The following is a 25,835-nucleotide window of genomic DNA, read 5'->3' as shown; positions in this document are numbered from 1 at the left end:
CATAATTATTCATAAATTTGAACTCGTTATTGTTATTTAGAATAATTAAAAACAAATATAAAAATTATTATTTAACACCAAATTTTTTTTTAATGAATTCTTTAGAAATTTTAGATAATGACAGTATTACCGAGGTAAAACTGCTTCCTACAGCAATTGAGCTCACTTCTCAAGAACGAAGAATGATAAAAGATGCAGCGGAGCATCTTCAGAGAAAATATGGCAGCTATGAAAATCGTGACTTTATAAGACACGTCCATCAGCTGGCTTCTTATTTTTTACCCGAGAGAATTTTACATATAGCGGCTGATTTTGCCAGTGACTTTTCTAAAAATCAGTATGGTGCATTGATCTTTAAGGGATTAATGGATATCGACCAGGAGAGTATAGGCTCTACCCCGCCCAATTGGCAGTCGGCCGATTATTCAAAGTTTAATTTATATGGTTTTGCCTGTGCCCTGATTCATGGAGCCTTGCCGTCGAAACCTGTACAATACTATTCCCAGCGCAAGGGAGGAGGATTGATCCATGCGATCATTCCCGATGAAAAAATGAGAGAGACACAGACGGGATCAGGATCTTCCACCGATCTTTATGTACATACTGAAGATGCTTTTCTGAAGCACCAGGCCGATTTTCTGAGCTTTATGTATGTGCGCAACGAAGAGCAGGTACCTTCAACCCTCTATTCTATCCGTTCTCATGAATCCATTGGCGAAAACTACAGGCCTCTTTTTGAGCGTATTTATAAAATACCCAAAGATGCGAATCTGGAAACCGGCATGAATGAAGAAGAGACTTTAGATGCTGTGTTGTACGGGAACTATAAGCTTCCATTCATGAGATTTGATGCTGCAGAGCAGCTTTTCAATTCAAGTATCAGACAATCGGATGAAGCTCAGCATCATTTGAAGGAATTCTGGGAGGAAGCAAGACATTTGATCTATTCTGATTTTACGCCTCAGGCAGGAGATGTTATACTGGTCAACAATCACTTATGTGCCCATGGAAGATCAGCTTTCCGTGCCGGAGTAAGAAATATTGACGGGGTGGAACATCCTTGTGAAAGAAGAATTATGCTCCGTATGATGAGTAAGGTAAGCCTTATTGATATGAGGGCACATACCCTTACGGAAGACCCGTTCTTTGTCATAGAAGAACATTTGGGCAAAAATTTTCAACATTTTTAGAATGCACCCATAGCATTTGAACAATCAATCAATGAAAAATCCTTTTTAAGCAAGCGCTTAAAAAGGATTTTATTTTGAAAATATCTTTTATTTAAAAAACCAGTTAAACAGGGTCAGCTGTTCAGATAGCGACCTGCTCCAATAGACCGGATCATGGATTCCTAAGGATTCTATATATAAATGCTGAATTTTAAGCTCAGTAAGTTTATTATGGAATTTTCTGTTCATCCCGATCATCTGGACATCTTCTGTTCCGCAGTCAAAAATATATTGCTGGCCGGCACCTGCCATCAATTTTACTTTATTATCCGTTAGAAAAATAGGGTTGATAGATTCCAAAGGTCCCAGTACTTTATTGACCATATATTTTGCGTAGCCTTCCCCGAAAGAGTTAAAATCCAATGCTCCGCATGAGCTTCCTACAATTCCAAACGTTTTGTTATAGGTAATTCCAATGTTGGTAGCCCCATAGCCTCCCATACTCCATCCCAGAATGCCCCGGAACTTTTTTTCTGCTTTCACCGGATAGTTTTTATCAATAAAATCCACAAGTTCTTTTCCAATGAAAGTCTGGTATTGAGAATCTTTAACGATTGGACTGTCTACATACCATGAACTATAATTTCCATCCGGCAGAATATAAATGGTCTTATATTCCTGAGCTTTCTGAATCAGGTCAGGAATATCCTGTTTGATGATCCTGTCCGGATTACCGCTGAAACCATGGAGTATATACACAGAAGGATACGTGGTCTTAGGTTCAATGTCGGGAGTAATAATGATCGTTTTGATCTTTTTATTCATTTTGGGACTGAATACTTCCTGATGAATAATTTTTTGTGCTGAAGCCTGAACAAACGCAGTCAGGACAACAACAATGCGGATTAACTTTTTCATGCTGTAAAAATGTTTAATGAATGATAAACATAATATCAAAGTACATCTGTATAAATGTAGGAATTTCTATTGGTATTCCGGGGTTTTGATGAAGATATTCCTTTGATCTTATGATAAGACAAAAATGAGGCGGAAATAATAAAAAAGCCTCAACATATGTTGAAGCCTTTGTTAATTTATTTCCTTTTTTATACGACTAAGTTGCGTGGGGGTAATTCCCAGATAAGAGGCAATCTGGTACTGTTTCAGCCTTTCGTACAAAGATGTGTTTTCAAGCAGTTGCAAATAGCGTTGTTTTGCAGTTTCATATTTTAAAGAAACTTCCAGCGGTTCCTTTTTGACTACCCAGTTCTTTTCCAGATAATATAAGTGAAAGAGAGCCAGATCATGGTACTTTTCCAGTAATTCCCGGTAGGCTTTTACCGGATATTGGATTACTGAGCAGTCCTCAAGCGCAGCAATAGTAAAATCACTCGGCTCATTTTTTATAATGGAAGCGGTAGAGGCAACGAAACTGTTTTCTTCAAAGAAAATTTTGTAAATATAATCTCCTTGTTCATCGATTGTATAATAGCCTATTAATCCGGATTTCAAAAAATAATAATGTCTTGCCATGCTTCCCGATTCCAGGAGAAGATCATTTTTACGGTATTTTTCTTCCGTACAGATATCCAATAAAGCCTTAATAGTCTCATCAGATAATGGATAGTACTGATTAATTTGTTGTAAAAACTCTGAATTGTTCATATTCTGGATAAGCGCAAAGTCACAGAGGATTTGATCTCTGATTCAATATAACGCTGTATTTTTCATCTATTACTATTATTTTATCTATGCTGATTTACAGATTATACAGGTTTTTATGCAGATATCTGCATTATCCCCCTTGATCTTTGAGAAAAATTGAGATTAGTTTATATCGCGGTAAAAATCTAATCCAGTATTTTCTTCATCATCAGATCTGTCTGTTCCTCTTGTCCGAGTCTGAAAATATGTTTGTCGAATTCAACGAATCCGTTTTTTCTGTAAAAGTGCAAAGCTCTTAAATTTTCTTCCCAAACTCCTAGCCACAGATAAGATTTATTGAGTTGTTGAGCCGTTTCCAAAGCCTGGTTATAAAGAAGCTGCCCTACTTTTTTGCCATGATGGCTTTTCTTTACGTAGATCCTTTCAATTTCAAGACCGGCTTCATCCTGTAATTCTGTCTGAGCTTTGCCGGAGTTCACTTTCAGATAACCGACAGGATCGTCCTCCTCCCAGGCAATGTAAAAAAGAGAATCCGGATTATTAAGCTCGGACTTCACTTTTTCAGTATTGAAACTTTCTTCCAGATACTTTTTCATAGCCTCTTCGGAATTATCTTCTGCAAATGTTTCAGAGAAGGTCTGTATTCCAATATTTTGGACGACTTCAAGATCTTTTACTCCAGCTTTATTAATGATTATTGATGACATATTATTCATTTATTGATCTAATTTATTAATAAGTTTCTTTATTTCAGGTATGCTTAATTCTGTTTTTGTTCCTGTTTTTATTATATTTTTTAAAATTCTGCTGTAGGCGGCCTTTAAAGCATTTTCAGCTTTTACTTCGTGATCAGGAATTACTCCGGTATGTTCCCAATTTTTATGATGTACTGAAGAAGAGATTTCCCCTGCCGGAACAAGCAGTAAATATTGATTTTGAATAACAAAATGATCTACCGGATTGGCAGCACCTCCGGTTTTTTCACCGATTACTTCAGCCAATGTATGTTGCTGCAAAAAGTAAGCAAGCCCTTCAGCTGCGGAAAAGGTCTCTTTGCTGGTAAGAATACAGATTTTTTTATGAAGATATTTCGGCCCGGAAACATTGGATTGTGTACTATTTACTACGGTTTTATCTTCATGTCTGAAATAAGTGGTATAAAGCTCCGTTTTTTTATCAAAAAAATAACTGCAGAATAACAGAAGCATTCCATTATCTCCCCCACCATTCTCTCTAAGGTCAATAATCAGAGCGTTGGTATTGGCCACAAAATTCATGGCAGCAGCCAATGTATTTGCACTGGATTCAGGGGATGCAAAACCTTTGAAATTGATATATCCGATATTACCTTCCAAACGCTGAACATTTTCAAAACCAAAATTTTCAAGACTGTTAAGGAAATTGGTTAATTTCTCTTTTTCTTTCTCACCGACCAGCTTTTCAGGACTGTAGTTTTCGAGATATTTAACGAAAAGATGCTTATCCTTTATTGCTGTTCTCAACTTCTGGGTCAGCAGTTCTGCAAAGTTTTTTTTATTCAGATTATGGAAAGTACCTTTCTTAAGGTCACTTTGAAATAAGGAATCTGCTGTTTTATAAGCCTCTTTATCAATATAATATTTTTTTACTTTTTCTGTAATATCAGAAAGCACTTTGGTATTGTCATCTTTCTGCGCATTAGAAAAGAATGCATAAAAAAAGAGGATTCCGGCCAGTAATTTTTTCATCGAAACAGGGTTTACTATTTCAGCAAATGTATTTCAATGAAAATCATATAAATTGTAAAAATGGAAACTTAAATAAACAACCAGATATTATTTTGTTCGGTATCTACATGATCAAAGAATTTTCCGGGACTTATTTTTGTTAGTTCTTTAAAGTCTTTAATAAGATGCGACTGGTCATAAAAAAGATTTTCGTAGGAAAGTTCCGTAAGGTTCCTGTTTTTTTTATTTGACATCAACACCTTACGGAATCTCTGGATCTTTCTGAATTCAGATGCTGGTTTGGCTAAATATCGTTGTGAGATCTTATTTACATACTGTCTCGTTATTTTATTTTTTTCAGCAATTTCTTCGATGCTGAGTTCAGTTTCAAAATCGGCCAGGATTGAATAAGCCAGGATTAAATTTTTCTGCCGGAATTTTGAAAGCCAATAATTTTCCAGCATTTCAATTTGTCTCTTTCTGTCAGCCTCTTTTAAAATAACATTCATCACTTCTTTAAAATCCGAAAGGTGAATGTTTTCTTGAAAAGCTTCCTTTCCGTCATCATCAAAAAAGTGATACATACCCAATGGCTTAAAGTAAACAGTAACTTCATTAACCGATTGCTGATAAAAAATTTCAGTAGGAACAGAACATCTCAAAACTAAATCGATCACAATATTTTCTGATAAGGACCGGTAAATTTCCACCCATCCTTTATCCTGAGTAATAGATACATCCTGACATGCTGATAGAATGAAAAAGTTGTCCGGAAATGTAAGATACCTGACCGGCTGATGATGATCATCTTTTGCTACAAAATAATATCCTTCAATATATTTTTTGAGAATAGGATGTACCGGTTGATAAAAAGTCACTTTCATAATTGGAAGCCTGCATGTAAAAATAAAGAATATAATCCTGGAATTTTCTTAAGGATTTATTTATGAAAACAATATTTTCTTAAATGCTTCAGAGGCCAGGTGTACCTGCACACTCCAATCGTCTGCAGCATCACTTCCCGCATCGTCAGAAATGTATTTCAGACATAGAAACGGAATGTTTTCCTTTTGGGCAATCAATGCCAATGGATACGCTTCCATATCCACAATATTGTAGTCCGTTTCGGAATGGTTCATTTCAAAACTGTCGCCACTTCCGCAGATCCCTTCTTGTAAACTATCCATTTTAAGACCATATTCCAATACGGGAGGCACTCCTGATAGTGGTGTTTCATACAGTTCAAATCCAAGTCCCCTTACATCCATATCCCGCTGGATGAATTTTGTGCAGCATACCACTTCTCCTTTATGAAATCCTTTACTTCCCGCTGAGCCTAAATTAACGATCAGTTTTGGTTTTCTGAAATGAATTTCTTTGGTCAGCTCTATGGCAGCGTTGACTTTCCCGATCCCGGTTATTAATTTATTTTTCCCGTCAAATACAGTTCCCGCTTCTGAATCCAATGCAAAAACAAAAAGGGTATCATCCACCGGATAATGAGTTTCGTTATTAATTTTTATCATAAAAAATTAGATTTATTGCGCTATTTATAAAGCTTTACAAAGATACAACAGGTTTTTCTTTTTTTGCATTGAGAATGATGAATATCAAATAGCAGATGATAAAAATTGATAAAGGAATTTGGAATGATAAATAATTAAACCGTTCAAGGGGGATCTGTACCATTCTGCTAATGAGTGGCAAGAGCATAAGTATGAAAATTAAAATTGTTACTGGAATCCTGTTTCTCCATCTTGTCACATTGAGCACAACCCCTAAAATCCCCAGAATTGCAAAAACCTGATCAATGTTTCCAACATCAACAACGGTAAATAAAAGCCAGCAGACCAATGGTACTCCAATCATTTCACCCGATAAAATAACGAGTAAATAAGAAAGAATAGAGACTATTCTCAGTAGGTTAATAATCTTCATGACAGCTTATTTAATAACGATATCCATATTATCATTTTATTGCTTAACTTAAAGATTTAAATTAAAACCCCCAAACTATAAATAGCTTGGGGTTCATAAGTATTAAATACTGCATCCGTCAGCGTCACACGAGGAGCCACTGCCGCCGGAAAGATCCTTAAAAGGACTCACCGTTTCTTTATATGTCTGCTGAAGCGCATCTTCAAATACCGCTGCCGGTTGTGCTCCTGAAACAGCATATTTTCCGTTGAGTACAAAAAAAGGAACACCGGAAATACCATTATTTCTGGCTTCCTGGATATCCTGATTCACCTCATAGTCTAAGTGGTCAGAAGTAACAGCCTGTCTTGCTTCTTCCTTTTCTATTCCTAAATTTTCAGCAATCGACACTAAGACTTCGGGATCCCCTACATTTTTGCCATCAATAAAATGAGCGATAAATAAAGCTTCTTCCATTTCATTGGCCTTGCTGTATTTTTTAGCCAGATGAAGCAGCTTATGGGCACTGAAAGTATTCGTGATCAATGCTTTTTCAAAATTAAAATCAATCCCGGCACCCTTACCCATTTGAGTAACCTGGCTTAGCATCTGTGTAGCCTGGTCTTCAACGATTCCTTTCTTTTCTTTAAAATATTGAATTGTATTTTGAGTTTCCTTGGGATCCAAGGTTGGATCCAGCTGAAAGCTCTTCCACTCTACTTCAACTTGATCTTTAAATGGCAATTTCTCTAAAGCCTGTTCAAAATTATTTTTCCCGATATAACAAAACGGACACATTACGTCCGACCAGATTTCTATTTTCATTGTATTTAATTTTAAATCAAATTAATAGGACAAAGATAATACATTTTTACTAATGTAACAAAAAATGTTACAGTTTAGTTTTAACAGGTAGAAAGCCTTCTGTGTTTTTCAAAAATAGTCTTTAAGATCATCATTAAAAAGGCAAGAAGGCCAAAGCCAAAGCCAATCCATGGGGTATACTCTGCTCCTTTTGTCATGATGACCCAGCCTCCGATCGTTGTTCCTAAAGTAACTCCCAGGTTTCCAAATGAGGTGGCCAGGCTGTTGGCAAATTCCAGTGAATCCGGCGCAGAAGAAATCATGTAGGTTGAAGCATTCAGGAAACTTGGCGAATAAAGAAATCCCCAGATTCCTATGACCGTAACGGTTGCCAGTAGATTTCCATCAGAAATAGACAGCAGTATAGGAACTAAAATGGTTCCTGAAAGAAAAAATGCTGTAGTTCCGGCTACATTTTTATTGAGCATTTTACCCGCGATAGAGTTGGCTAAAATTCCTATAATTCCGAACAGGAACAGCATATAGCTTACCATAGAAGTATCCATACCCTTCGCTTTGTTCAGGTAATCCGCAAAAAAGCTGTAGGTAGAAAACCAGGCGGTGATCATAAAAAAGTTCGTCAGCGTACTTAGAATAAACGGAGGATGCTTCAAGATGATGATCTGGCTTCCATACGTCTTTTTCTCTTTAACAGGCATTGGCGGCAATAGAAAATGAATGGTAATCAAAGCAATCAGACTCACTCCGGTCTGAATCATAAATGAATTTTCCCAGGAACCAAGCCCGGCGACCCATGTGGCAAAAGGAACCGTTGTGACCATGGCTATAGCGACGCCATTGAATACAATGCTCATCAGTTCATTTTTTCTGCGGTCATCTGCCCGGGATATGGCGACAGATAATGCGGTCGCAATATACACCGGCTGTAAAAATGCAGGAAGAATCCTTACAAGCAGCAATAACCAGAATGGAGGTGAACATGATGACACAATTCCTGTAATCAAAAACATAAAAATAGCCGTGATCATTATTTTTTTACGGTCAAAACCCGATGTAAGGAGTGTCATAAAAGGGCCGGTAAGGGCAATGACCAGGGCAAATACGCTTAATAGATAACCCGCCTTATCAATCCCGATATGATAGTGTTTTGCAATTTGTGGCAGAATCCCGATAACACCGAATTCTGTTGTGATTACTGCTATAAACCCCAGACATCCAATGTATGCATATTTCTTCATCGCTACTTTTGGATTACCGTTTCAAAATGCTGTTGAGCAAAAGTGGCCATTTCATCTACCGCAATTTGGGTCTCATCCAAGACTTCCCCCATATGCATAAATCCATGCACCATATCTTGATAAAAGCTTATTTTAACAGATATTCCTGCATTTTCCATATTTTCAGCCAGCTGCTTTCCATCATCGAGGAGTGGATCGTGTTCCGCTAAGATGATTAAAGTTGAAGGAGTAGCTTTAAAATCTTTGATTAAAACAGGAACAGCAAGAGGGTCATTGGCTTTATCTTCAGGAAGATACGCTTTCCAGGCTTCAATGCCTCCCGGTTTATTCAGGACCGGTCCGTTTTCATAGGTTTCCCATGATTTTGAATTGAGATGATTGTCGGTCGCCGGATAGATTAACACCTGGAATTTCAGATGCTCCCCTATTTGTGTAGAAACAGCTGTTGCAAGAGCCCCACCTGCGCTGTCCCCCATAATCCCGATTTGATTTTGGTCAATTCCCAAAGATTCTGCATGCACCATGACCCACTTTGCGGCATCAATACAGTCATGTAAACCTGCCGGGAAAGGATATTCCGGGGCAAGGCGATAGTCAATAAAAATAATTACTGATCCTGTTTTATTAGCCAGTTTTCGGGCTACAGCATCATGGGTTTCATATCCTCCAGCAATAAACCATCCTCCATGAATATAAATAATAGCTGATGATTTCTGAATTTCCTTTCCATTGGGACGGTAAATCCTGATGGGAATCCGGTGATTTTCCTTTGGTATATTCAATTCTTCTATCATGGTCATAGATTCTTTTTTTCCGCTAAGCTGAAGGGTCATGACTTCAAGATATTTACGGGTATCGTCTAAGGAATCCTGCACATTGAATGATTGTATTTTTTCTAAGTGGCTTACAATCTGGGTGATCTTTGGGGTTAACTGCATTTTATTTTTTAATTTAAGTTGATATTCTTTTTTGCAGTGAACGGTAGCGCTATTGTTCTTTACTGCTGCCTATTTTCTGCTTCTGTTGACAAAATTAAAATTCAAATCTTACATTTGCACGGTATACAATGAATTGTATGGTACTAACAAACTTGTAAGTAATGGGTAAGATCAAAGAAAATTCAACGAATAATATCAACAGACAATATATACATGAGTGTGATCTGACCTATGCCGTCTGTAAGATCGGAGGCAGATGGAAACTGCTGATTTTAGATAAGCTTAAAGATGGAAAGCTCCGTTTTAGTGAACTTAGAAAAGCTATTTTAGGAATAACAGAACGGATGCTCACCCTTCAGTTGAGAGAACTGGAAAAAGAAGGTTTGATAAAAAGAACGGTACATGCGGAAGTTCCTCCGCGTGTAGATTATGAACTCACAGACATTGCCAGAGAACTGATTCCCATCTGGAACGAGCTGAGTAAATGGGGTGGAAAACATAGAGAACTAATCCAGGAACAAAGTATATCTGAAGAATAGTTTTTTTATGTTCCTCATAACCCTGTGCCATAAGTGAAACCGGAGGGAAAATTATATTATTGTGAAACACCTATTGATTGGTACTGGAACCGCAAATGTTTTACTAAAGATTTACTACCGTCAAATGATAACCGGATCTTTATGAATACATTAATAATCCATATATTTTTGCCACAAACGCACGAATCAAATCAGTCGTGCATTTGTGACAATGATATTAAATTTTATTGTAAATGACTCTTTTTTCAATCAAGCTTATTTACTTTTTGAGAAAACAGGATATGAGCGATCAGTGCCAGTACTCCAAATAATGTCCCTATAAAGCAGACGCCGCTCCATTGTGCTTTTTGCCAGGCTATTGAAGCCAGCCAGGTGCCTAATGATCCACCGATGAAATAAGAAACCATATACACCGTATTTAATCTGTTGACAGCGTTGGATTTTATCAGGAAATAATTGGTCTGGTTCATAATATGGCTGGACTGCACCCCAAGATCGACAAGAATTACGCCTATGATAAGTCCCCAATACGTTTCTCCGGCAAAATAGGTGAATCCCCAGCTTCCAATAACGATCAGTAATGAATATAATATGATCCGGTTGATATCCAGGTATTTCTGTAATTTCCCTACTTTCGCGGCCGCCAGGGCGCCTACTGCACCTGCCAGTCCAAAACTTCCCACAACAGACGATCCTGCATTGAAAGGCGGTTTTTCCATATGAAAGACCAATGTGGTAAACAGGGCGCACATAGAGCCGAAAGCCATTGCTCCACGGAATGAGGCAAGCTGGAGAATAGGCTGTGTTCTGGCAAGATGAGCTACGGAACGCATCAGCTCTTTATAGCTCCCTTTGAAATTTGGCTGCAGTTCCGGAAGCATTTTATAAACGGCCAGCCATACTAAAATCATTAACCCTGCTGCAATACCAAACATAGCTCTCCAGCCCCAAACTTCTCCCACAATCCCTCCTACGAAGCGGGAAAGGAGTATCCCAAGCAGAAGCCCGGACATCACAAGACCAATATTGGAAGATTTTTCCTTATCCGAAGAAAGTTCTGCTGCAATAGGAACAAATAACTGAGGAATGACCGACGTAGCTCCGATTAATAAGCTGGCAGCATACAGCATCCATAATTGATTGGCAAAAAGTCATCCACAATAAAGATCCAAAAACAAGAAAAAGGTCTATTAAAATCAGTTTTTTCCGGAAAAATTTGTCTCCAAGCGGTACAATCAGCAATAATCCCAATGCATAACCGATCTGGGTGAGCACAGAAATTCTGCTGGCCGCAGCTTCGGAAACATGAAGATCTTCAGAAATAAGCGCCAGCAAAGGCTGATTATAATAATTATTGGCTACTACGAGCCCGGAAATAATGGCCATCAGCCAGATCACTGTTCTAGAAATGCCGTTAGAAGAACTCTCCTGCATATTGCATATAAAATTTGGGTGAATAGAAAACCGTTTCAGATGACTGAGCCTCATTATGTAATACTGTCAGTCAGAAACCTGTTGCTTTTAAGAGCCCAAAGGTAGTCATTTAAATAAAAAGAAATGATCTATATAATCTGTTAAAATAATAGATGATCTTTCTCAAACAAGCTTTAATAAAGTATTTTTGAAGTATTGTCCAGTTTTATCTTACATTTGTGATCTACACTAATGTTATGAATGATATGGATTCCAAAGAGCAGATCATAAAGAGGTCTATAGAAGCAAAGGAAATTTACCTCCCTCATATTTCAGCAGATCCGGTTATTTTTGGTTTTGATCAGAATGAACTGAAGGTGCTGCTGGCAAAAATGAATTACAGAAAACAATGGCTTCTTCCCGGGGGCTACGTACAGAAAGATGAGGATTTAGATGATGCCATATCAAGAATTCTGGAATCCAGAACGGGTCTGAAGAATATTTTTCTTGAGGAATTTGGTGTTTTCGGAAAGAAAGACAGAAGTGAGTATTACTTTGAAGATTTTGATGATAGTCTTTTCCAGAAACAGCGTTTCATTTCAGTGGGATATTATGCTTTGTACAAGTCTTCAGCTATCAGCCCTGTTGCAGATGAAATGAGTGAAATATGCGAATGGGTGTATATAAAGAACCTTGCTGAAATTGAGCTGGCTATGGACCACCGGGAAATTATAGAGAAAGCATTGCTTACCCTTCGGGAAAAAATTTCATATAAACCTATCGGATACAATCTTCTTCCTGAAAAATTTACCCTTCAGGAACTGCAGAAACTGTATGAAGCTTTATTAGGCAAAACGCTCAACCGCGGGAATTTTTACAGAAAGATTAAAAACTTAGGAATATTAAAAAAACTGGAAGAACAAAGACGCGGGGGAGCTCATAAGTCACCCGACCTCTACTCTTTTGACCGGGAAAATTATGCAAAAGCTTTAGAAAATGGTTTAAGCAACTGGTAGATGCTCCGTATGATTGTTTTTGTTGATGATTTACATTGATGAAATTTCTTTGAATTTTTAGAAATATTAAGGAAATTTGCAGGATGAAAATCATTCCGCTCAAAGAAGGCAATTTCTCAGCCAGTAAAACCAAGGACTTCACACTTTTAACAGCAGAAAACCTGGATACAGTTAAAGGGATTAAGATGTCTGTACAACCCTTTCTTGTTATTACAGAAAACGATTATATCCTGCTGGATACAGGAATAGGATGGAAAAATGATGCAGGAACATCTGTTGTTTCTGAAATCCTGGAAAGAGAAAATATCAACCCGAACCAAATCACCAAAATATTGCTTTCCCACCTCCATAAAGATCATATTGAAGGAGCTTTGATACGTACCGGCCGCGGTTTTGAAGCTGCATTTCCCAAGGCGGAAATTTATATACAAAGGCGTGAACTGGATTTTGCAATGGAAAATAAGGGGAATCCTTCTTTCGATTTTGAGATATTGGAAAAACTGATTGAACTCCCCAATATCATCTGGATGAATGAGGATATAGGCCAGATCACTGATGAAATCTCCTATGAAGTAGTAGGCGGTCATACTCCTTTTATGCAGGTTTTCTGGATCCGTGAAAATAATGAAACCGTTTTCTATGGTGCTGATGATCTTCCTCAGGCTTCCTATTTAAAATACCACTTAGCGTACAAAAGTGATTTTGACGGAAGAAAAGCAATGGAACTGAGACTGAAATGGGAAAAAGAGGCAAGAGAAAATCATTGGAAAATACTTCTGTATCACGATCTGGACAAAGCCATTGCAGAAGTTTGAATCTAAAAAAATGGTTTAAATTTCATTAAACCATTTATAGATATCAAATTCAGAGGGAATATTGAGTTTCTTTCTGATCCTGTTTTTCCGGTTTTGTATAGCTTTGGGCGTGACAAAGATACAGGTGGCAATTTCTTTTGTCGTCATATTGAGCTTCAGATAAATACAAAAGATCAATTCTGAGTTTTTAAGCCCTGGCTGTATCGCAGCTAACTTTTCGAAAAAATCCGGATAAACCAGTCTGAATTTATTCAGCAAACGAGGAGAATTTGCCTTGGCTAATGCCATGATTTCGTCTTGTACCAGAATCTTTTGATTCAAATCCTCTAAGTTGGTTTCAGGTGTTTTGTTTTTCATAATGCTTTCTCATCTCTACTAATTTCTGATGCAACATCCTTTTTACATCAGAACAAAATTTTTTTCCCGGGCTGATCCTATAATCCGGCTGGAAAATAATTTTTATGTATTCAAAACTTTATTTTTTCTTTGAATATAATTCAATAAAATTCCATATGTGACTCATTTCTATTGAATGATTATGTTAAAATATTTACACATATGAATTCTCCTCCATTTTACATACGGCAAAGAAATAAAAAATGATTATAATTTTATTAAAACCGTGTACCACATACGTACCACGTTACGTTTTTAAATAAAACATCATAACAGCTTTTATCAGACTGTTTGCCAATATTTATATTGACCGCTTTTAACAGGGATTAAATGTAAAGGATTCCTTTGTTCTCTTTTTATGATCTCGATCAATACTTTCAAATTTTATAACTCAAATTTTACCCGATGGAAAAAGGTTTTTTTAAAGCTATGAATCAATGAAAAACTTCAATAATAACTCTTAATATTTAGTAAAAAGATCACATTCAGGACAAAGTATAAGCAGGATATTTGCAAATATCCTGCTTTTTTAAGCTATAATGTAAAGCATATTACTGTTCAGTAGGGTTATTTTTTATAAATTCCAGATGTTGGAGATAAGTATAACAACCCTCAAAATCAAAATACTTTTCTTTTAATAAGTGTGCCTGATATGAGATAGGCAGAAATTTCCCCCATTTTGAAAAGTCAATGATTTCAGGGGTGTTTTCCAGTAAATCAATTAACATCTTCTGGGTATTTTGATTTCTGTCAATGCCTTTAAGGGATTTAATCAAATCAGCAGCGGTCAGATTGGACCGGAGAAACGATCTCCAAAATCAATCGGAACGTCTGTATTTCCGGAAACATCAATAATAAAATCGTCAGCATTTAAAGATGAAGCATGATTAGTCGGCATGATGATATGGGAATTTATTATTATAGGATTTTCTGAAGAAGTTTCTCTTTAATCTCATCAAAAACATCTAATTCATGCATCAAAACAATGATATGTCCTGATTTCCTAAGATCCAGGGCTTTATCTGCTCTAGTTTTAGAGGTAAGGACCTGTAAGTCAGAATTTTCAAATTGGGTCATCTTAATACAATTGAGTGATGGGTTGATTAGTGGTCTTGATAGTAAAATCAATTCCCTAATATAGCAATATCTTGTGTCAAATGTAGTAAAGACAGGAAAATATTACTTACGGTTTCCTGTAAATAAAGCAAATTTGAAAAATAAGAGCAGTGAATGTTTTACATTTCTATACTCAACTTCTTAAATTTTTACAGATCGAGCTGTCGTTGAAATTCCGCTACATATTGGGCAAGATGAATTCCGTCTGCCAGACCATGGTGGGCTTCGATGGAGACAGGAAGATATTTTCTGCCGTCACGGATATTGAATTTTCCAAAAGCAATCTTGGGTACCGATTCACCGGTATTAAAATCTGTTGGGTGAAGAACAGCACTGAATGAATTCCATGGAATAGCCGTGTGCCGTATGTGGTCTTTTCCCAGTCTTTCATTGCTTAGCCTGAGCCCGGAAGACTGATATACCCCTTTTATTTCTTCCTGTAATGCAGCATTGAAAACTTCAAAATCCTCTGAAAAATGGGTAAATGAAAAGCCAAAGGTCCCGTCTGGCCGGCCAATGGTGCTCCCGGCATGAACCGTATCAAACTGAACCACTTTTCCATCGATAATTCTAAGCTTCAGTTGATCCACGGTATTGATCGCAACCATAGACTTATGAAAATAATACGCGAAGAAAGAATATCCTTTTTCTTTAGCAGTATCATACGCTTTTGTACAGTCTACTTCCGTTGTAAAACCGAAATAAGGACTTGCCATATTAGAAAAAAATTCAAAATGCTCCTTTCTGTTCCAGTTTTCTATATCTACGATCTTCATTGATTCTTATTTGGTGCAAATTTCAGGATTTTTTACCGGTTTTTAAGTCTTAGAGAATAAAAATTGAATGCAGATCATCTATTTTTATTGAAAATATGGGATAAAGCATAATTATTGCATTGACCTGCCTGTTAAAAGACGATCAGCACTGAAATAAGCTGGCTGAATACAAAGGTCCCATTTACCGGAAGGTCTTGATCTTTTAAAAATATGAGATGTTTGGCTTTAAAATAGAGAGCAAAATATTCAATTCGTTTTATAATTAATAAATCTTAGTAGTATGGATGTACAAAATTTCAAAGGAAATAACTGGTCAGCCAAAAAGGCTGGCTCTGTTTATCTCGTAAGTCTTAAGAATCATTCGGGTATTACAGAAACGTTAACTGATTTTATTCAGGATCAGAATATTCTGGCAGGAGAAGTGACGGGAATAGGAGCTGTAAGTGAAGCAATTCTCCGTTTCTTTAATCCGGCAACCCAAAAATATGTTGATAAGACTTTTAAAGAACAGATGGAAGTCACCAATATCTCAGGAAATGTTTCTGAAATAGAAGGAAAATTGACCCTTCATCTTCACATTACGTTGGGAAGAGAAGATTATACCGCTTTGGCCGGACACCTTTTGGAAGCAAAAATTCAGGGCGCTGCAGAATTTATTTTTTATCCGATCAATACCAGGGTAATAAAAATCAAAGATCAGGAGACAGGTATTAATCTCTATGATTTTGAAAAATAAAGCTTGGTTGGTATTGAAAATATTATTTTTGATGAAATATTTGTTTGATGTTTGATGTCCTGCTTTCTTATATTCAGAATAAGGTTCCCTTAGGTATTGGAAAAACACAGAGACACAATTTTTTGAATGCTTTATGCGATAACCCGCAAAGATTTTACCTATACAGAAAGTGTACTGCTTCCTGTTTATGCAGGTTTACAGAAAAGTAGTATCACGATTAGTAAACAGCATTGGTGAGTTCTCTCGTTGATTCTCCGTAGTTTGTATTAACTCATTTTAAAAGGATTCTACAATGATTTTTCTTCTTTGGTGTTCTTATACTGATTTTAATTTTGGAAGTGTAGAACATAGGTTTTTGAATGTAATAACTGAAAATAATATCTCAGAGGTTAATTATGATTTTGAGTATTTGAATATTTCACGTAATTAGCTCATACAAAACATACGTATGAATAAACTTTGTATTTTCTCTATTTTTCTGTATTGTGTTTCCCTTGGTCAGGAGAAAAAAGATTCGATAAACTCGAAGTCTAACCCATTTTATGAATTTAAATTCCGTTGTTTTCAGTTGCCAGGTTCAAAATGTCCTGAATCGCTTGATTCAAAGGATAATAAAAATGAGAAAACTAAAAAACCTCAAATAAAACAACCACCCAAAGAAGAAGAGCCATCTGCTTATTATATTTATTCAAAACAGGCTTAAATAAAAATAACTGGCTCTACCACTGTTTATATGTAGTGAAACCAGTTATAAAATGTCGAATAGTGACGATTTATCTATATTTTAGAGTAATCTCGATTATAAATGATTACTTTTTCCTTATTTGAAGAATCAATAAGATTATCAAGATGCCAACTTTCACTAACATTCTGTAAATTAGTTTGAATATGTGAAACTAATTGATACCATCCCAATGTTTCTTCATTAAAACTATAATTTTTTGTATCTGTATAAATATCAATAAAAATCATCGGGTTTTCATAAAAAGTTACACTATATGAAATTATTTGTTTTATATCTATCCATTCAATGAAATCCTGTGTTTTGTTATCATTTATAGAAAAACCTTTTTCTGAAAATTTAAAAATTCCATTATCTGAAAAAGATTCATAATTTCTGTGTGGGGTCTTTTTCATAATTCCCCAATCATCAATTTGTTTAAGAAGTAACACAATAAAAAAAGTGGCAGACAAATAAAATAATACCCAAGGAATTATAGTATCTAATTTTACAATCAGAATAATTGAGATAATTACTAAAACACAACTTAATATAAAATATTTATTAATCTTCAATTTTAATATTTTTATTTATCCCAACCAATATGATTTTTTAAAGGAGATGGATTGTATATTTTATTATAACCAACAGGTTTATAAAACATTAAAGTTATTATTAATGGTTTTTTAATATTACCATTATTTCCTTGATTATTAACTACATATTGCACATATTTTTGTTTGTTATTCGAAAACATAACAATAGTATCTTTTATTTTATAGTTTTTCAATAGTATATTATTAGGATTTATTTTTTCATAGTTTTTATGAAGAAAAAATAAATCTGCTTGTATTCCTCCTGAAAACTCTTCATTTTCATCAAAAAGATTTTTATATGTTTCTATATCATTATCTTTTATAGCCTTCCAATATTTTGTGACAGTCTCTTTTATTTCCGCATCATCACTATTTTTTGGAGCATTACAACAATTAATGGTTAGAAGTAAAATAGGTATTAATAATAGATTTTTCATAATTATAATTTATCATCTGGAATTTTAGAATTATTATTTGGTTGTTGCTGTTGTACAGGAATTCCATTTGCTTTCATTATTGTATTTCCTATAAAAATAATTTGATTGTTATTCGTATCTTTAGATAAAGTTCCATCAAAAATATAGTTAGTTACCCCAGCTTTCATTTGAGTATCCATTTTTATACCACTTGAATTTACATACCCCATAGCATCATCCATTCTCATTGCTTGATTCTCAATTGACTTAATATCTTTAGAGGCTTGTACAAAATCATTAGTACTACTAATTGCTTTTGGAATATTAATAGCCGTGTCAATTGTTTTCACCAATTCTTTAACACCACTATTGATTTTACCTGCCTTATCTATACCTGTATCATAAATTTTATTCCATATATTCGTTGGACGGTCATTACCTCTTATACTTTCCATTTTTGCTTCTGATGGCGTTGGTCCGTCATATCTATAAGAATTTAATCTTAACCCTGTTCCTCCAGAACTCATTCGAACTGCATTTGGGTTATATCCACTTGTAGTCAATCCAATGTCTCCAGCTGTAAAAGTTGGACTTCCATTTAAATCTCGTTGAGAAATTGGAGCCTGTTTTACTGTCATTTCATTTCCTTTTATGGCAAAATATCCTGTTTGATTCTTTAATAATTCAAGTCCTTCTAACTCTTTACCCAATCCTAACTTATTTTCCTGAAATGCATACGTAGAATTATACGCATACTTTTCACTCAAAGGATCAATATTGAAAAATCTTCCGAGTTCAGGAATACTGTTTCTGTATTTAAACGAGTTCCATCCCGTTTCCTGTTGTCTTTCCTGCCCTTGGAAGCCGTATCTGTAATGTTGGTTTTGTGTATTAGTTCCATTATACCCCTGATATTCCATCCCAAAAGGGTAATAGTTTGTTTCTTTATCAATAACGGCGATATTGTTGGCATTCCTGTAATATGCTAATCTTATATTTCCAACTTGGTCTGCATAATTGTAAACATATCTTTTCTTTACAAAATCATAATATCCTTCACTAGTCGGAAAAAACTGCAAATTTCTGAGTCCGCCTTGTTCTACATATTGAAATCCATCTAAATATTCAGTATTTTCCGTGAGCATCATCCCGCTTCTCGGATTAAAATAAGTGTAAGCTTTATTTAATTTAACTCCGTCTGCCCTGTATAAAAAAGCAAGATTATTACTGAATGTCAAACCTCCCTGCTGAAAAAGAACACTATTAGGTAAATTTAAGAAATTATACGAAATATTCTCAAGTCCTTTATCAATATGATTTATCATATTTCCGTTCAAATCATAACCAATTGTATTTCCTCCTACCGAATATCCTAAATTATTATTACTATTGTCAGTAACGGTTATCAGCTGATTTCCTTTATAATTGCTGTAAATCAAATCATCAATCATCATCGCAGTATTATTATAGGATTGATACCTTTTCAGGGTTTGGATATTTCCGTTGGTGTCATACGTTAAAAACTCACTATATCCGTTGGTAACAGGAACAGTAGCTAACGGTTCGAGGTAAGAGGCATCTGTCATTCTATCCAATTTGTCATATTTGTAGGCATATCTTCTTAAAACATTACCATTAGCCGTTTTCCAGTCGGTCTCTGCTATATTTCCATTGTATTTGGGTGTAATATATATTGATGTACTTGCGGGATTATCATATTTTAACTCCAAACCAAATAACTTTCCGTTAAAACTGTTCGGATCGTTCGGATTATTTACCGAAGTCATCCAACCTCTGATATTATATCCATAATCAATTGACTGCAAAGGAGCTCCTGTATTGTTTCCTGTTTTCTTATTGATTAACTGCCCGATTTCATTATAGGTATTTTCTGCCAATAATTCTTCCTGCAAATTATCAACCTGATGGTATTGTTTTACCAATCGGTTTTGATTATCGTAGATAAATCTTTCCTTTACCTTAATCTCCGTATCATTAGCAGTTCTTTTATGGTAGGTGTAGCTTTCTTCCGGTAATCCTGTAAAGTCTACTTTAAGATCTTTATTGGTGTATCCTCCTAAATGGTTAACAGATTTTGTAGCAATAATTCTTCCTTTTGTATCGTAATAATTAAATGTTTTTGTCCAATTGTCGTCTTCAATATTCTTAATATAAGAAGCCGTTTGCAGACTTTTTGTAGAAGCTGTATCATTTGCTCCTAATGTTTGTGGTAGTGTATATTGTCCTAAAACAGTAGCAGGAATAGCCGGTGCTTCAGAGGGGTAAGTATCATAATAATTAACCGTTAAAACAGCAGCAAGGTCAGAAGAAAAATAATCATTGGTATAGTTAATAGTTAATCCATTTTTAGTAAAACCTGATGTGTTTCTGGATTCTCTGATAGTTAAACTACTAATCAGGTTTTGTAATGTAGCTCTGTCTCCTCCGTTGATAATTCCTGTATAGGCAACTCTTCCAAACATGTCGTATTTGGTAATGAACCATTTGCTCTGAGATTTCAACACGGAATCCTGATTTAATATTAATCTGTCGGCTTTATCATAAACAAAATATTCTTTTCCTTTGCCTGGCAATTTCCTCTCAACCTGCCTGTCCTGACCATCATAACTATACTGGTAACACAAATCATCCAAAATAGCCTGTGTAACAGTGTTTCCGTTATCCTTAATTTGTTTTACAGCTTTGGGAGGAATAATGAACGCTTTTTGATTATATTCATTATATACATAATAGGTATCAATGTTTTGGGTTCCGTCTGTTTTACGAATTAGCAGAACTCGCCCCTGTCCATCTGTAAATTGGGTTACAGGGTTTCCGTCTTCATCCGTTACGGTAGTTTTATAAAGTTGTGCTTCCTTAAAATATCCGTTTTCGGAATTAACATCAGTTGCTAAGTTGATAGCGGATGAAGTTGCGCCATTTACCCAGTTGGTATTGGTAACAAACTTCAATACTTCATTAGCGGAGTTAGCTTCGTACTTCATTTTCTGAGTATGTCCTGAGCTTAATTTCCACGAATCCCCTGCATGAGCCTGCTGTAGTACTCGGTCTAACGGTGAATTTTCGATTTCTTTTTCTGCATAAGCATTAGTAACTCCATAATAGGAATTAGCCGTACCTTCGTTGGTTACTCCTGCGTGTATTGCTGAATTTAAACTGCTTATCGGGGTTGGCAATATATCTTTTACCTGTCTCCCGAATCCGTCATAGGTAACAGGAGTAACCAAATCTTTCCCTGTGGGAGTTGCTTTTACATTAACAACCTGTTTGGGTCTGCCTAAACCATCATAATAAATTACGGTTTCTGCTTTTTTACTCCCATCTTCCGATAAATAGGTTTTTGTATAAACATAGTTTTCAGTAGGGCTAAGCTGTGCAAAAAGTTGGTTAGTTAATGCTAAAAAAGCAATCAGTGATAAATATTTTTTCATTGAGTTGTGATATTTGCTAAAATTAAGATATTTTGGTATTATGGGCAAATCTACTTTAGTAACACGTCAAAATTCGTCGTGTTATAATTATTTTCCTTTTATATTACTATGAAATGCGGTAAAATACAAAGGCAGTCCTCCTAAATTATTTGGGTCTGACTTTCCTAGCAATATGGTACAGCTATAATTTTTAGTTCCGACTTTATGAGGTTCCTTGATAATGTACAAAACATCATAATCCTGTTCGGTTTTTGTAATCGAATAAATATCTGCCGCCGATTTGTTTTTAATCCCCTCATATTTAATAGTAACTGATAATGGGTTTGGTTTGTTTAGATCATTCATTATAATGGTAGCTTTCCTTCTACTCTCTTTACGTGAGCCGTTATAAGTTTTATCAAGCTGGTAGTCGCTGTAAAACTGAATTTGTCTGTTCCGTTGTAATATTAATTCCTTTGATATTTTTTCAGAATAAACAGAGATTTTGTATTCTGTAAAGCTGTAAGCAGTAGTCAATAAGGATAAATAGACTCCTAAAGTAATTGTTTTGTTTTTCATAATATTTTGGTTTTTAACCACACTTGAAAACCAAAATGTAAAGACAAAAAAAACAGGCTTGAAACATTGTCAGTACTCGTAATCGAGGGAGTCGAAGCCCTGTACAACAAAGTAAAGCAATGCCCAAGCCTTAAACCTGAGCATTTTGCTAAACTCCTTCCTGTTGTACATGAAATTTTCGACTTTTCGATTACATAAATCAGTTCGCTAAATGCGGTATATCGTTATTTTATTTAAATTCTAATTATTTATCGGGTATAGTGATAAAACAACAGTTTCCAACTTCGGGTGGTTTTCAATGGTTAATCTGAATGTATATTGTAGTTTCATAGGAGATAAGTGGTTCTGTTTCCAGAACCTTAGCTTATCTCCGTAATGTTTAATTTGTGTAAATTCTTCGTAAAACTGTTGTAACGCAGTATCACGATTAGTAACAAAAATAATGTCAATTAATGGTATAAAATGTCATTAAATGTCACTCAATATTTTTATAAAATATTGATTAAATGCAGTATTCATAAGGGTTTACAGAGAAAGGCTATTTACCGATGATAAAATGTAATAGTCTATCTATTTTAAGATATTGATCTTTGATCTCTCACGGATTTCAAGGCTGACACCGTTGTGTACGGGGAAACCCTGTGGGAAAATAATATTAGCATGCTGCTTTTAAGATGCAAGAAAATCAAAGATTCTCAGAAAGTATATATCATTTATTTTTTGCCATGGATGCACGAATAAAATAATTCGTACATCTGTGGCAAATTTAAAACCCTTTGCTCCTTTGCATTTTCAATATCTATTTAAATGATGATAATTTTGTGTTTTTACCTTCCGGAGCTCATTTACAGTTATATTTCTGATGTCGTAACTCCGAATTTCTGTTTGAAAGAGAAATAAAAATGGGATAAATTCTCAAAACCCAGATCCAGATAAATATCCGAAGGTTTTTTATCCTTATTTTTAATTAAATAATAGGCTTCTTTTAATCTCCTTTCTTTCAGCCATTGTTTTGGTGTCCCATGAAAAATCCTTTTAAAATCACGTTTAAAACCTGAAAGACTGCGCCCTGTGAGCCGGGCAAAAGTTTCTACGGGGACGTTGAACATAAAATTTTTATTCATAAACTCCTCCAGATCGATCTTATGAGGTTCAGAAAAATCAAAAAGAAGATTTTGAAATTCGGGGTGGTTCAGCAGAAGGAGTTCTATGGCTTCCTTCACTTTTAAAGCAGCAAGTCTGGGTGATATTTCTTCTGTTTTATTAATATAAGGTATCAGCGAAATAAAATAACTTTTAAAAAACGCATCCGGTTCAAAAAACAAGAGTTGCTTCTCGGGAAACGGAACGTTTATCGGTATTTTATTCTCACCGGCATACTGCCTTAGGGTTTCATCATCAAGACTAATAGATACGAACTGGTATTTTTCATTTTTTGACGGATGTTTTACAGTTCTCACCAGCTGATTTTTTCTGACCAGAACTACTGTATTTTCTTTGATAACCGTTTTACCCTGCTCATGAAAAGCATGAGTTTCTCCTGATATCTGAAATCCCAGAAAATGGTCCGGAATAAATTCCTCATGGCCTCTGTAGGATTCAAAAGCACATGAATAAACCAATCGGTCGAATATGATCTCAGACGTATTTTCCATCACACAAATATCTGAAATTTAAATGACAGCAGAAGCACCCTGCTCTGCAATTTCCTTATCCTGTCCGGGCGTTCCTCCTGATGATCCTATCGCCCCTATCACCTTTCCTCCGGAGTCCCTGATAACCACTCCACCCGCAATCGTTAAAAGTCCGTTATTGGAATTCAACATCCCGTATCCATGAAAATCCGCTCCTGAAATAATACCTCCCATCACATCACTGTCTATCCCGAACATGACGGCAGTTCTCGCTTTCTTTACAGCAAAATCAATCACACCATACCCACTGTCGAGCCTGGCAAAAGCAATCAGATGTCCTCCTGGATCCACAACAGCAATACTTACCGGAATATTCAGAGATCTTGCCTTTTCTATAGCGGCACGCAGTGCTTTTTCCGCCAATATATAATCGATTCCCATCACATTAGCTTTTTGTTGTCCATGCATCTGCCTGAAGATGCTTTACAAAATCCTCTGTTTCTTTAGGATGTACATTTCTAAAATAACTGTCTTCATCCAGGGCCACATTGACAATAACCTCTGCCATAGATTGTGGATCAAGTTGATGCGCAAGAGATGCTGCAACTCCGTCGAAGGCTGATTCCGGGGTAAAATTCACTTTTGGATCATACCAATGGAATATAGAGTCTGCTCCCCTGTCGTTAAACCCCGTTCCGAAGACGCCCGGGTTGCATGTTGCAATTTTAATATTGAAAGGAGCCAGCTCAGTCTTTAATCCTTCAGCAATGGATTCCAGTGCATGTTTAGAGGCACAGTAAGCAGCTACATAAGGAACCGTCCATAAACCACCCATTGATGAAGTAAAAACAATCTTACCCGCTTTTTTTTCAACGAATTTCCTGATAAACCCCTGTGCAAGCTCCAAAGCACCAAACACATTCACTTCAAACATAGAGCGGATAATGTCTACCGGCTGCTCAGCAATGGGTCCGCCTTCCATAATTCCGGCATTGCTGATGAGAATATCTATTTCATACTTCTTCAAGATATAATCAATATCCCTTTGGCTGGTTACATCCAGTTTATCCACTGTAAGATCAATTCCCTGTTCTTTTGCTTCACGGATTAAATCACTCATCTGAGGATAGACCTGCGTAGTGGCAATCACCTGATGTCCTTTTTTAGCAAGTTCAAAAGCAGCAATTTTTCCAAACCCGCTTGCTGCACCTGTAATTAGAATTGTTTTACTCATTGTATTTTCTTTTTAATGATGATACAAATTTCAAAGATTTTCAGAAGGTTAATATTGGTGCAACGTTCATTTTTATATTGCTGAAAAGTTCACAAACTCAATGGGAAGGGAGTATTTTTTTGAAGAAATATCCTTCCAGATCATAAAAAAATATATGTATCATTAGATTTGTAACCTTTAAAAACTAAAAACCAACGTATGCTTAAAATTAAAACACTCCTTTTAATTTTTATCTCCTCTTCTTTTAGCTTTGCCCAAAACTGTACTTGTGAAAGCAATACACTGCTTTTAAGAATACCGTCCTTCAATGGTACTTTGAAAAAAGACATAGACAGTGTTACAGCAGCCAATCAATCTAAAATTGAAAGTACAGAAACCCTGATTATTGATATCAGAAATAATGGCGGCAGCAGTGATAACAGTTTTGCTAAAATTATTCCCTATCTCTATACCAATCCCATCAGGAGCAGGACGATGAAAGTATTGTAGGAATCAATAAACTTGATAAAATTACTCCTTATCCAAAGAATGTAGGAATTATTATCAATAATGGAAACGGCAGTACTGCAGAAGAATTTTTACTGGCAGCCAAACAAAGTAAGAAAGTGAAGCTTTTCGGAACAACCACTGCGGGAGTTTTAGATATTTCCAATATGTATTTCGTAAATTCCCCTTGCAACGAATTTAAACTCGCATATTCTCTCTCCAAAAGTTTCCGTATCCCGGATATGGCAATTGATGGAAAGGGCATTCAGCCGACTATTTCATTGACAAAACAATTCCAGATTATCAATGGATTGATGATGTAAATGATGTACTGAATGAAAAATAAAATAAGAGCTGTTTCTATTGGGAACAGCTCTTTTTGGCCTATTCCCAGGCTTTCGATCATCAAAAAATAAACAGTTTTTTGTAATTTGGTTAAGTTTTTGAAGGTTATTCTATAAAACCAGTCACAC

The 25,835-nt window shown here is 35.7% G+C and carries 31 protein-coding genes; 8 read left to right on the top strand and 23 right to left on the bottom strand.

Translation table 11 applies throughout. From position 1 onward, the window contains the following. The first annotated feature begins 92 nt into the window (after positions 1–92). The gene (locus tag MUW56_RS21785; protein ID WP_292015177.1) at positions 93–1,190 is read left to right on the top strand and encodes a TauD/TfdA family dioxygenase; all 1,098 of its coding nucleotides are present in this window, start codon (positions 93–95) and stop codon (positions 1,188–1,190) included. Between the two features lie 87 nt (positions 1,191–1,277). Here MUW56_RS21785 and MUW56_RS21780 read toward each other — a convergent pair whose 3' ends face one another. From MUW56_RS21780 to MUW56_RS21735, 10 genes are all read right to left on the bottom strand, one after another. Continuing rightward, on the bottom strand, positions 1,278–2,087 hold the full coding sequence (locus MUW56_RS21780; protein WP_292015176.1) for an alpha/beta hydrolase-fold protein: 810 nt from the start codon (positions 2,085–2,087) through the stop codon (positions 1,278–1,280). A 171-nt stretch (positions 2,088–2,258) separates the two neighbouring features. After that, the gene (locus MUW56_RS21775) at positions 2,259–2,834 is read right to left on the bottom strand and encodes a Crp/Fnr family transcriptional regulator (RefSeq protein WP_292015175.1); all 576 of its coding nucleotides are present in this window, start codon (positions 2,832–2,834) and stop codon (positions 2,259–2,261) included. 185 nt (positions 2,835–3,019) lie between these two features. After that, positions 3,020–3,541, bottom strand: coding sequence for a GNAT family N-acetyltransferase (locus MUW56_RS21770; protein WP_292015174.1), 522 nt, complete (start codon positions 3,539–3,541; stop codon positions 3,020–3,022). 9 nt (positions 3,542–3,550) lie between these two features. After that, positions 3,551–4,561 (bottom strand): S41 family peptidase, encoded by a 1,011-nt coding sequence (locus tag MUW56_RS21765; RefSeq protein WP_292015173.1) that lies wholly within the window; start codon positions 4,559–4,561, stop codon positions 3,551–3,553. 68 nt (positions 4,562–4,629) lie between these two features. Beyond that, positions 4,630–5,424, bottom strand: a complete 795-nt coding sequence (locus MUW56_RS21760; RefSeq protein WP_292015172.1) for an AraC family transcriptional regulator — start codon at positions 5,422–5,424, stop codon at positions 4,630–4,632. A 60-nt stretch (positions 5,425–5,484) separates the two neighbouring features. Beyond that, positions 5,485–6,066, bottom strand: a complete 582-nt coding sequence (locus MUW56_RS21755; RefSeq protein ID WP_292015171.1) for a nucleosidase — start codon at positions 6,064–6,066, stop codon at positions 5,485–5,487. 34 nt (positions 6,067–6,100) lie between these two features. Further along, positions 6,101–6,478 carry a hypothetical protein gene (locus tag MUW56_RS21750; protein ID WP_292015170.1) on the bottom strand — a complete coding sequence of 126 codons (378 nt, stop codon included), beginning with the start codon at positions 6,476–6,478 and terminating at the stop codon, positions 6,101–6,103. A 102-nt stretch (positions 6,479–6,580) separates the two neighbouring features. Then, positions 6,581–7,282: a DsbA family oxidoreductase gene (locus tag MUW56_RS21745; protein ID WP_292015169.1), complete on the bottom strand. Its 702-nt coding sequence runs from the start codon at positions 7,280–7,282 to the stop codon at positions 6,581–6,583. An 80-nt stretch (positions 7,283–7,362) separates the two neighbouring features. Then, the gene (locus MUW56_RS21740; RefSeq protein ID WP_292015168.1) at positions 7,363–8,520 is read right to left on the bottom strand and encodes an MFS transporter; all 1,158 of its coding nucleotides are present in this window, start codon (positions 8,518–8,520) and stop codon (positions 7,363–7,365) included. A gap of 2 nt (positions 8,521–8,522) precedes the next feature. Next, a complete protein-coding gene (locus tag MUW56_RS21735) occupies positions 8,523–9,458 on the bottom strand; it encodes an alpha/beta hydrolase (RefSeq protein WP_292015167.1) in 936 nt (311 codons plus the stop codon). A 161-nt stretch (positions 9,459–9,619) separates the two neighbouring features. Here MUW56_RS21735 and MUW56_RS21730 point away from each other — a divergent pair, with 161 nt between their 5' ends. Continuing rightward, positions 9,620–9,997 (top strand): helix-turn-helix domain-containing protein, encoded by a 378-nt coding sequence (locus MUW56_RS21730; RefSeq protein ID WP_292015166.1) that lies wholly within the window; start codon positions 9,620–9,622, stop codon positions 9,995–9,997. A gap of 245 nt (positions 9,998–10,242) precedes the next feature. Here MUW56_RS21730 and MUW56_RS21725 read toward each other — a convergent pair whose 3' ends face one another. Continuing rightward, entirely contained in the window at positions 10,243–11,127 is an 885-nt protein-coding gene (locus MUW56_RS21725; RefSeq protein ID WP_292015165.1) for an MFS transporter, read from the bottom strand. Further along, a complete protein-coding gene (locus MUW56_RS21720) occupies positions 11,039–11,431 on the bottom strand; it encodes an MFS transporter (protein WP_292015164.1) in 393 nt (130 codons plus the stop codon). The genes MUW56_RS21725 and MUW56_RS21720 overlap by 89 nt, the downstream gene beginning before the upstream one ends. A gap of 236 nt (positions 11,432–11,667) precedes the next feature. Between MUW56_RS21720 and MUW56_RS21715 the strand changes: the two genes are divergently transcribed. Together MUW56_RS21715 and MUW56_RS21710 are read left to right on the top strand one after the other, a co-directional pair. After that, positions 11,668–12,426, top strand: coding sequence for an NUDIX domain-containing protein (locus tag MUW56_RS21715; protein WP_367118549.1), 759 nt, complete (start codon positions 11,668–11,670; stop codon positions 12,424–12,426). 83 nt (positions 12,427–12,509) lie between these two features. Then, complete coding sequence (locus MUW56_RS21710; protein WP_292015163.1) at positions 12,510–13,241, top strand: MBL fold metallo-hydrolase; 732 nt, start codon at positions 12,510–12,512, stop codon at positions 13,239–13,241. Positions 13,242–13,256: 15 nt separating this feature from the next. On the opposite strand, the gene MUW56_RS21705 is transcribed toward MUW56_RS21710, so the two are convergent. From MUW56_RS21705 to MUW56_RS21690, 4 genes are all read right to left on the bottom strand, one after another. Further along, positions 13,257–13,598, bottom strand: coding sequence for a hypothetical protein (locus MUW56_RS21705; RefSeq protein WP_292015162.1), 342 nt, complete (start codon positions 13,596–13,598; stop codon positions 13,257–13,259). A 590-nt stretch (positions 13,599–14,188) separates the two neighbouring features. Further along, complete coding sequence (locus MUW56_RS21700) at positions 14,189–14,365, bottom strand: hypothetical protein (protein ID WP_292015161.1); 177 nt, start codon at positions 14,363–14,365, stop codon at positions 14,189–14,191. A gap of 190 nt (positions 14,366–14,555) precedes the next feature. After that, on the bottom strand, positions 14,556–14,714 hold the full coding sequence (locus MUW56_RS21695) for a hypothetical protein (protein ID WP_292015160.1): 159 nt from the start codon (positions 14,712–14,714) through the stop codon (positions 14,556–14,558). A gap of 188 nt (positions 14,715–14,902) precedes the next feature. After that, positions 14,903–15,529: a chloramphenicol acetyltransferase gene (locus MUW56_RS21690; RefSeq protein ID WP_292015159.1), complete on the bottom strand. Its 627-nt coding sequence runs from the start codon at positions 15,527–15,529 to the stop codon at positions 14,903–14,905. A gap of 280 nt (positions 15,530–15,809) precedes the next feature. Between MUW56_RS21690 and MUW56_RS21685 the strand changes: the two genes are divergently transcribed. Both MUW56_RS21685 and MUW56_RS21680 read left to right on the top strand, forming a co-directional pair. Next, a complete protein-coding gene (locus tag MUW56_RS21685; RefSeq protein ID WP_292015158.1) occupies positions 15,810–16,265 on the top strand; it encodes a PPC domain-containing DNA-binding protein in 456 nt (151 codons plus the stop codon). A 448-nt stretch (positions 16,266–16,713) separates the two neighbouring features. Continuing rightward, complete coding sequence (locus tag MUW56_RS21680; protein ID WP_292015157.1) at positions 16,714–16,968, top strand: hypothetical protein; 255 nt, start codon at positions 16,714–16,716, stop codon at positions 16,966–16,968. A 74-nt stretch (positions 16,969–17,042) separates the two neighbouring features. Here the strand turns inward: MUW56_RS21680 and MUW56_RS21675 are convergent, their stop codons facing one another. The 7 genes from MUW56_RS21675 to MUW56_RS21645 all read right to left on the bottom strand — a co-directional run bounded on the left by MUW56_RS21675 (position 17,043) and on the right by MUW56_RS21645 (position 24,876). Beyond that, positions 17,043–17,561, bottom strand: coding sequence for a hypothetical protein (locus MUW56_RS21675; protein WP_292015156.1), 519 nt, complete (start codon positions 17,559–17,561; stop codon positions 17,043–17,045). An 11-nt stretch (positions 17,562–17,572) separates the two neighbouring features. Continuing rightward, positions 17,573–18,019, bottom strand: a complete 447-nt coding sequence (locus MUW56_RS21670; RefSeq protein ID WP_292015155.1) for a hypothetical protein — start codon at positions 18,017–18,019, stop codon at positions 17,573–17,575. A gap of 2 nt (positions 18,020–18,021) precedes the next feature. Next, positions 18,022–21,450 (bottom strand): DUF6443 domain-containing protein, encoded by a 3,429-nt coding sequence (locus MUW56_RS21665; RefSeq protein WP_292015154.1) that lies wholly within the window; start codon positions 21,448–21,450, stop codon positions 18,022–18,024. An 87-nt stretch (positions 21,451–21,537) separates the two neighbouring features. Continuing rightward, positions 21,538–22,008, bottom strand: coding sequence for a hypothetical protein (locus MUW56_RS21660; protein ID WP_292015153.1), 471 nt, complete (start codon positions 22,006–22,008; stop codon positions 21,538–21,540). Positions 22,009–22,859: 851 nt separating this feature from the next. Continuing rightward, complete coding sequence (locus MUW56_RS21655) at positions 22,860–23,663, bottom strand: AraC family transcriptional regulator (protein ID WP_292015152.1); 804 nt, start codon at positions 23,661–23,663, stop codon at positions 22,860–22,862. A gap of 18 nt (positions 23,664–23,681) precedes the next feature. Continuing rightward, positions 23,682–24,083, bottom strand: a complete 402-nt coding sequence (locus MUW56_RS21650) for a heme-binding protein (RefSeq protein WP_292015151.1) — start codon at positions 24,081–24,083, stop codon at positions 23,682–23,684. 4 nt (positions 24,084–24,087) lie between these two features. Then, positions 24,088–24,876, bottom strand: coding sequence for an SDR family oxidoreductase (locus MUW56_RS21645; protein WP_292015150.1), 789 nt, complete (start codon positions 24,874–24,876; stop codon positions 24,088–24,090). 198 nt (positions 24,877–25,074) lie between these two features. Here MUW56_RS21645 and MUW56_RS21640 point away from each other — a divergent pair, with 198 nt between their 5' ends. Together MUW56_RS21640 and MUW56_RS21635 are read left to right on the top strand one after the other, a co-directional pair. After that, positions 25,075–25,365 (top strand): S41 family peptidase, encoded by a 291-nt coding sequence (locus tag MUW56_RS21640; protein WP_292015149.1) that lies wholly within the window; start codon positions 25,075–25,077, stop codon positions 25,363–25,365. Then, on the top strand, positions 25,359–25,685 hold the full coding sequence (locus MUW56_RS21635) for a S41 family peptidase (RefSeq protein ID WP_367118573.1): 327 nt from the start codon (positions 25,359–25,361) through the stop codon (positions 25,683–25,685). Before MUW56_RS21640 ends, MUW56_RS21635 begins: the two co-directional genes overlap by 7 nt. Positions 25,686–25,835: the final 150 nt, after the last annotated feature.

The organism is Chryseobacterium sp., assembly GCF_022869225.1.
Taxonomy (GTDB): domain Bacteria; phylum Bacteroidota; class Bacteroidia; order Flavobacteriales; family Weeksellaceae; genus Chryseobacterium.
Note: the sequence above shows the minus strand (reverse complement) of the source record. Positions and strands in the feature narration are given on the sequence as shown.

Bases quoted from the DNA above. Each gene is read 5' to 3' on its own strand.
- MUW56_RS21715 (WP_367118549.1), top strand. From the start codon at position 11,668: ATGAATGATATGGATTCCAAAGAGCAGATCATAAAGAGGTCTATAGAA.
- MUW56_RS21750 (WP_292015170.1), bottom strand. From the start codon at position 6,478: ATGAAGATTATTAACCTACTGAGAATAGTCTCTATTCTTTCTTATTTA.
- MUW56_RS21640 (WP_292015149.1), top strand. From the start codon at position 25,075: ATGCTTAAAATTAAAACACTCCTTTTAATTTTTATCTCCTCTTCTTTT.
- MUW56_RS21730 (WP_292015166.1), top strand. From the start codon at position 9,620: ATGGGTAAGATCAAAGAAAATTCAACGAATAATATCAACAGACAATAT.
- MUW56_RS21760 (WP_292015172.1), bottom strand. From the start codon at position 5,424: ATGAAAGTGACTTTTTATCAACCGGTACATCCTATTCTCAAAAAATAT.
- MUW56_RS21780 (WP_292015176.1), bottom strand. From the start codon at position 2,087: ATGAAAAAGTTAATCCGCATTGTTGTTGTCCTGACTGCGTTTGTTCAG.
- MUW56_RS21655 (WP_292015152.1), bottom strand. From the start codon at position 23,663: ATGGAAAATACGTCTGAGATCATATTCGACCGATTGGTTTATTCATGT.
- MUW56_RS21710 (WP_292015163.1), top strand. From the start codon at position 12,510: ATGAAAATCATTCCGCTCAAAGAAGGCAATTTCTCAGCCAGTAAAACC.
- MUW56_RS21745 (WP_292015169.1), bottom strand. From the start codon at position 7,282: ATGAAAATAGAAATCTGGTCGGACGTAATGTGTCCGTTTTGTTATATC.
- MUW56_RS21680 (WP_292015157.1), top strand. From the start codon at position 16,714: ATGAATAAACTTTGTATTTTCTCTATTTTTCTGTATTGTGTTTCCCTT.
- MUW56_RS21765 (WP_292015173.1), bottom strand. From the start codon at position 4,561: ATGAAAAAATTACTGGCCGGAATCCTCTTTTTTTATGCATTCTTTTCT.
- MUW56_RS21725 (WP_292015165.1), bottom strand. From the start codon at position 11,127: ATGCTGTATGCTGCCAGCTTATTAATCGGAGCTACGTCGGTCATTCCT.
- MUW56_RS21775 (WP_292015175.1), bottom strand. From the start codon at position 2,834: ATGAACAATTCAGAGTTTTTACAACAAATTAATCAGTACTATCCATTA.
- MUW56_RS21705 (WP_292015162.1), bottom strand. From the start codon at position 13,598: ATGAAAAACAAAACACCTGAAACCAACTTAGAGGATTTGAATCAAAAG.
- MUW56_RS21695 (WP_292015160.1), bottom strand. From the start codon at position 14,714: ATGACCCAATTTGAAAATTCTGACTTACAGGTCCTTACCTCTAAAACT.
- MUW56_RS21660 (WP_292015153.1), bottom strand. From the start codon at position 22,008: ATGAAAAACAAAACAATTACTTTAGGAGTCTATTTATCCTTATTGACT.
- MUW56_RS21670 (WP_292015155.1), bottom strand. From the start codon at position 18,019: ATGAAAAATCTATTATTAATACCTATTTTACTTCTAACCATTAATTGT.
- MUW56_RS21740 (WP_292015168.1), bottom strand. From the start codon at position 8,520: ATGAAGAAATATGCATACATTGGATGTCTGGGGTTTATAGCAGTAATC.
- MUW56_RS21650 (WP_292015151.1), bottom strand. From the start codon at position 24,083: ATGGGAATCGATTATATATTGGCGGAAAAAGCACTGCGTGCCGCTATA.
- MUW56_RS21770 (WP_292015174.1), bottom strand. From the start codon at position 3,541: ATGTCATCAATAATCATTAATAAAGCTGGAGTAAAAGATCTTGAAGTC.
- MUW56_RS21735 (WP_292015167.1), bottom strand. From the start codon at position 9,458: ATGCAGTTAACCCCAAAGATCACCCAGATTGTAAGCCACTTAGAAAAA.
- MUW56_RS21690 (WP_292015159.1), bottom strand. From the start codon at position 15,529: ATGAAGATCGTAGATATAGAAAACTGGAACAGAAAGGAGCATTTTGAA.
- MUW56_RS21665 (WP_292015154.1), bottom strand. From the start codon at position 21,450: ATGAAAAAATATTTATCACTGATTGCTTTTTTAGCATTAACTAACCAA.
- MUW56_RS21685 (WP_292015158.1), top strand. From the start codon at position 15,810: ATGGATGTACAAAATTTCAAAGGAAATAACTGGTCAGCCAAAAAGGCT.
- MUW56_RS21645 (WP_292015150.1), bottom strand. From the start codon at position 24,876: ATGAGTAAAACAATTCTAATTACAGGTGCAGCAAGCGGGTTTGGAAAA.
- MUW56_RS21785 (WP_292015177.1), top strand. From the start codon at position 93: ATGAATTCTTTAGAAATTTTAGATAATGACAGTATTACCGAGGTAAAA.
- MUW56_RS21720 (WP_292015164.1), bottom strand. From the start codon at position 11,431: ATGCAGGAGAGTTCTTCTAACGGCATTTCTAGAACAGTGATCTGGCTG.
- MUW56_RS21755 (WP_292015171.1), bottom strand. From the start codon at position 6,066: ATGATAAAAATTAATAACGAAACTCATTATCCGGTGGATGATACCCTT.
- MUW56_RS21700 (WP_292015161.1), bottom strand. From the start codon at position 14,365: ATGTTAATTGATTTACTGGAAAACACCCCTGAAATCATTGACTTTTCA.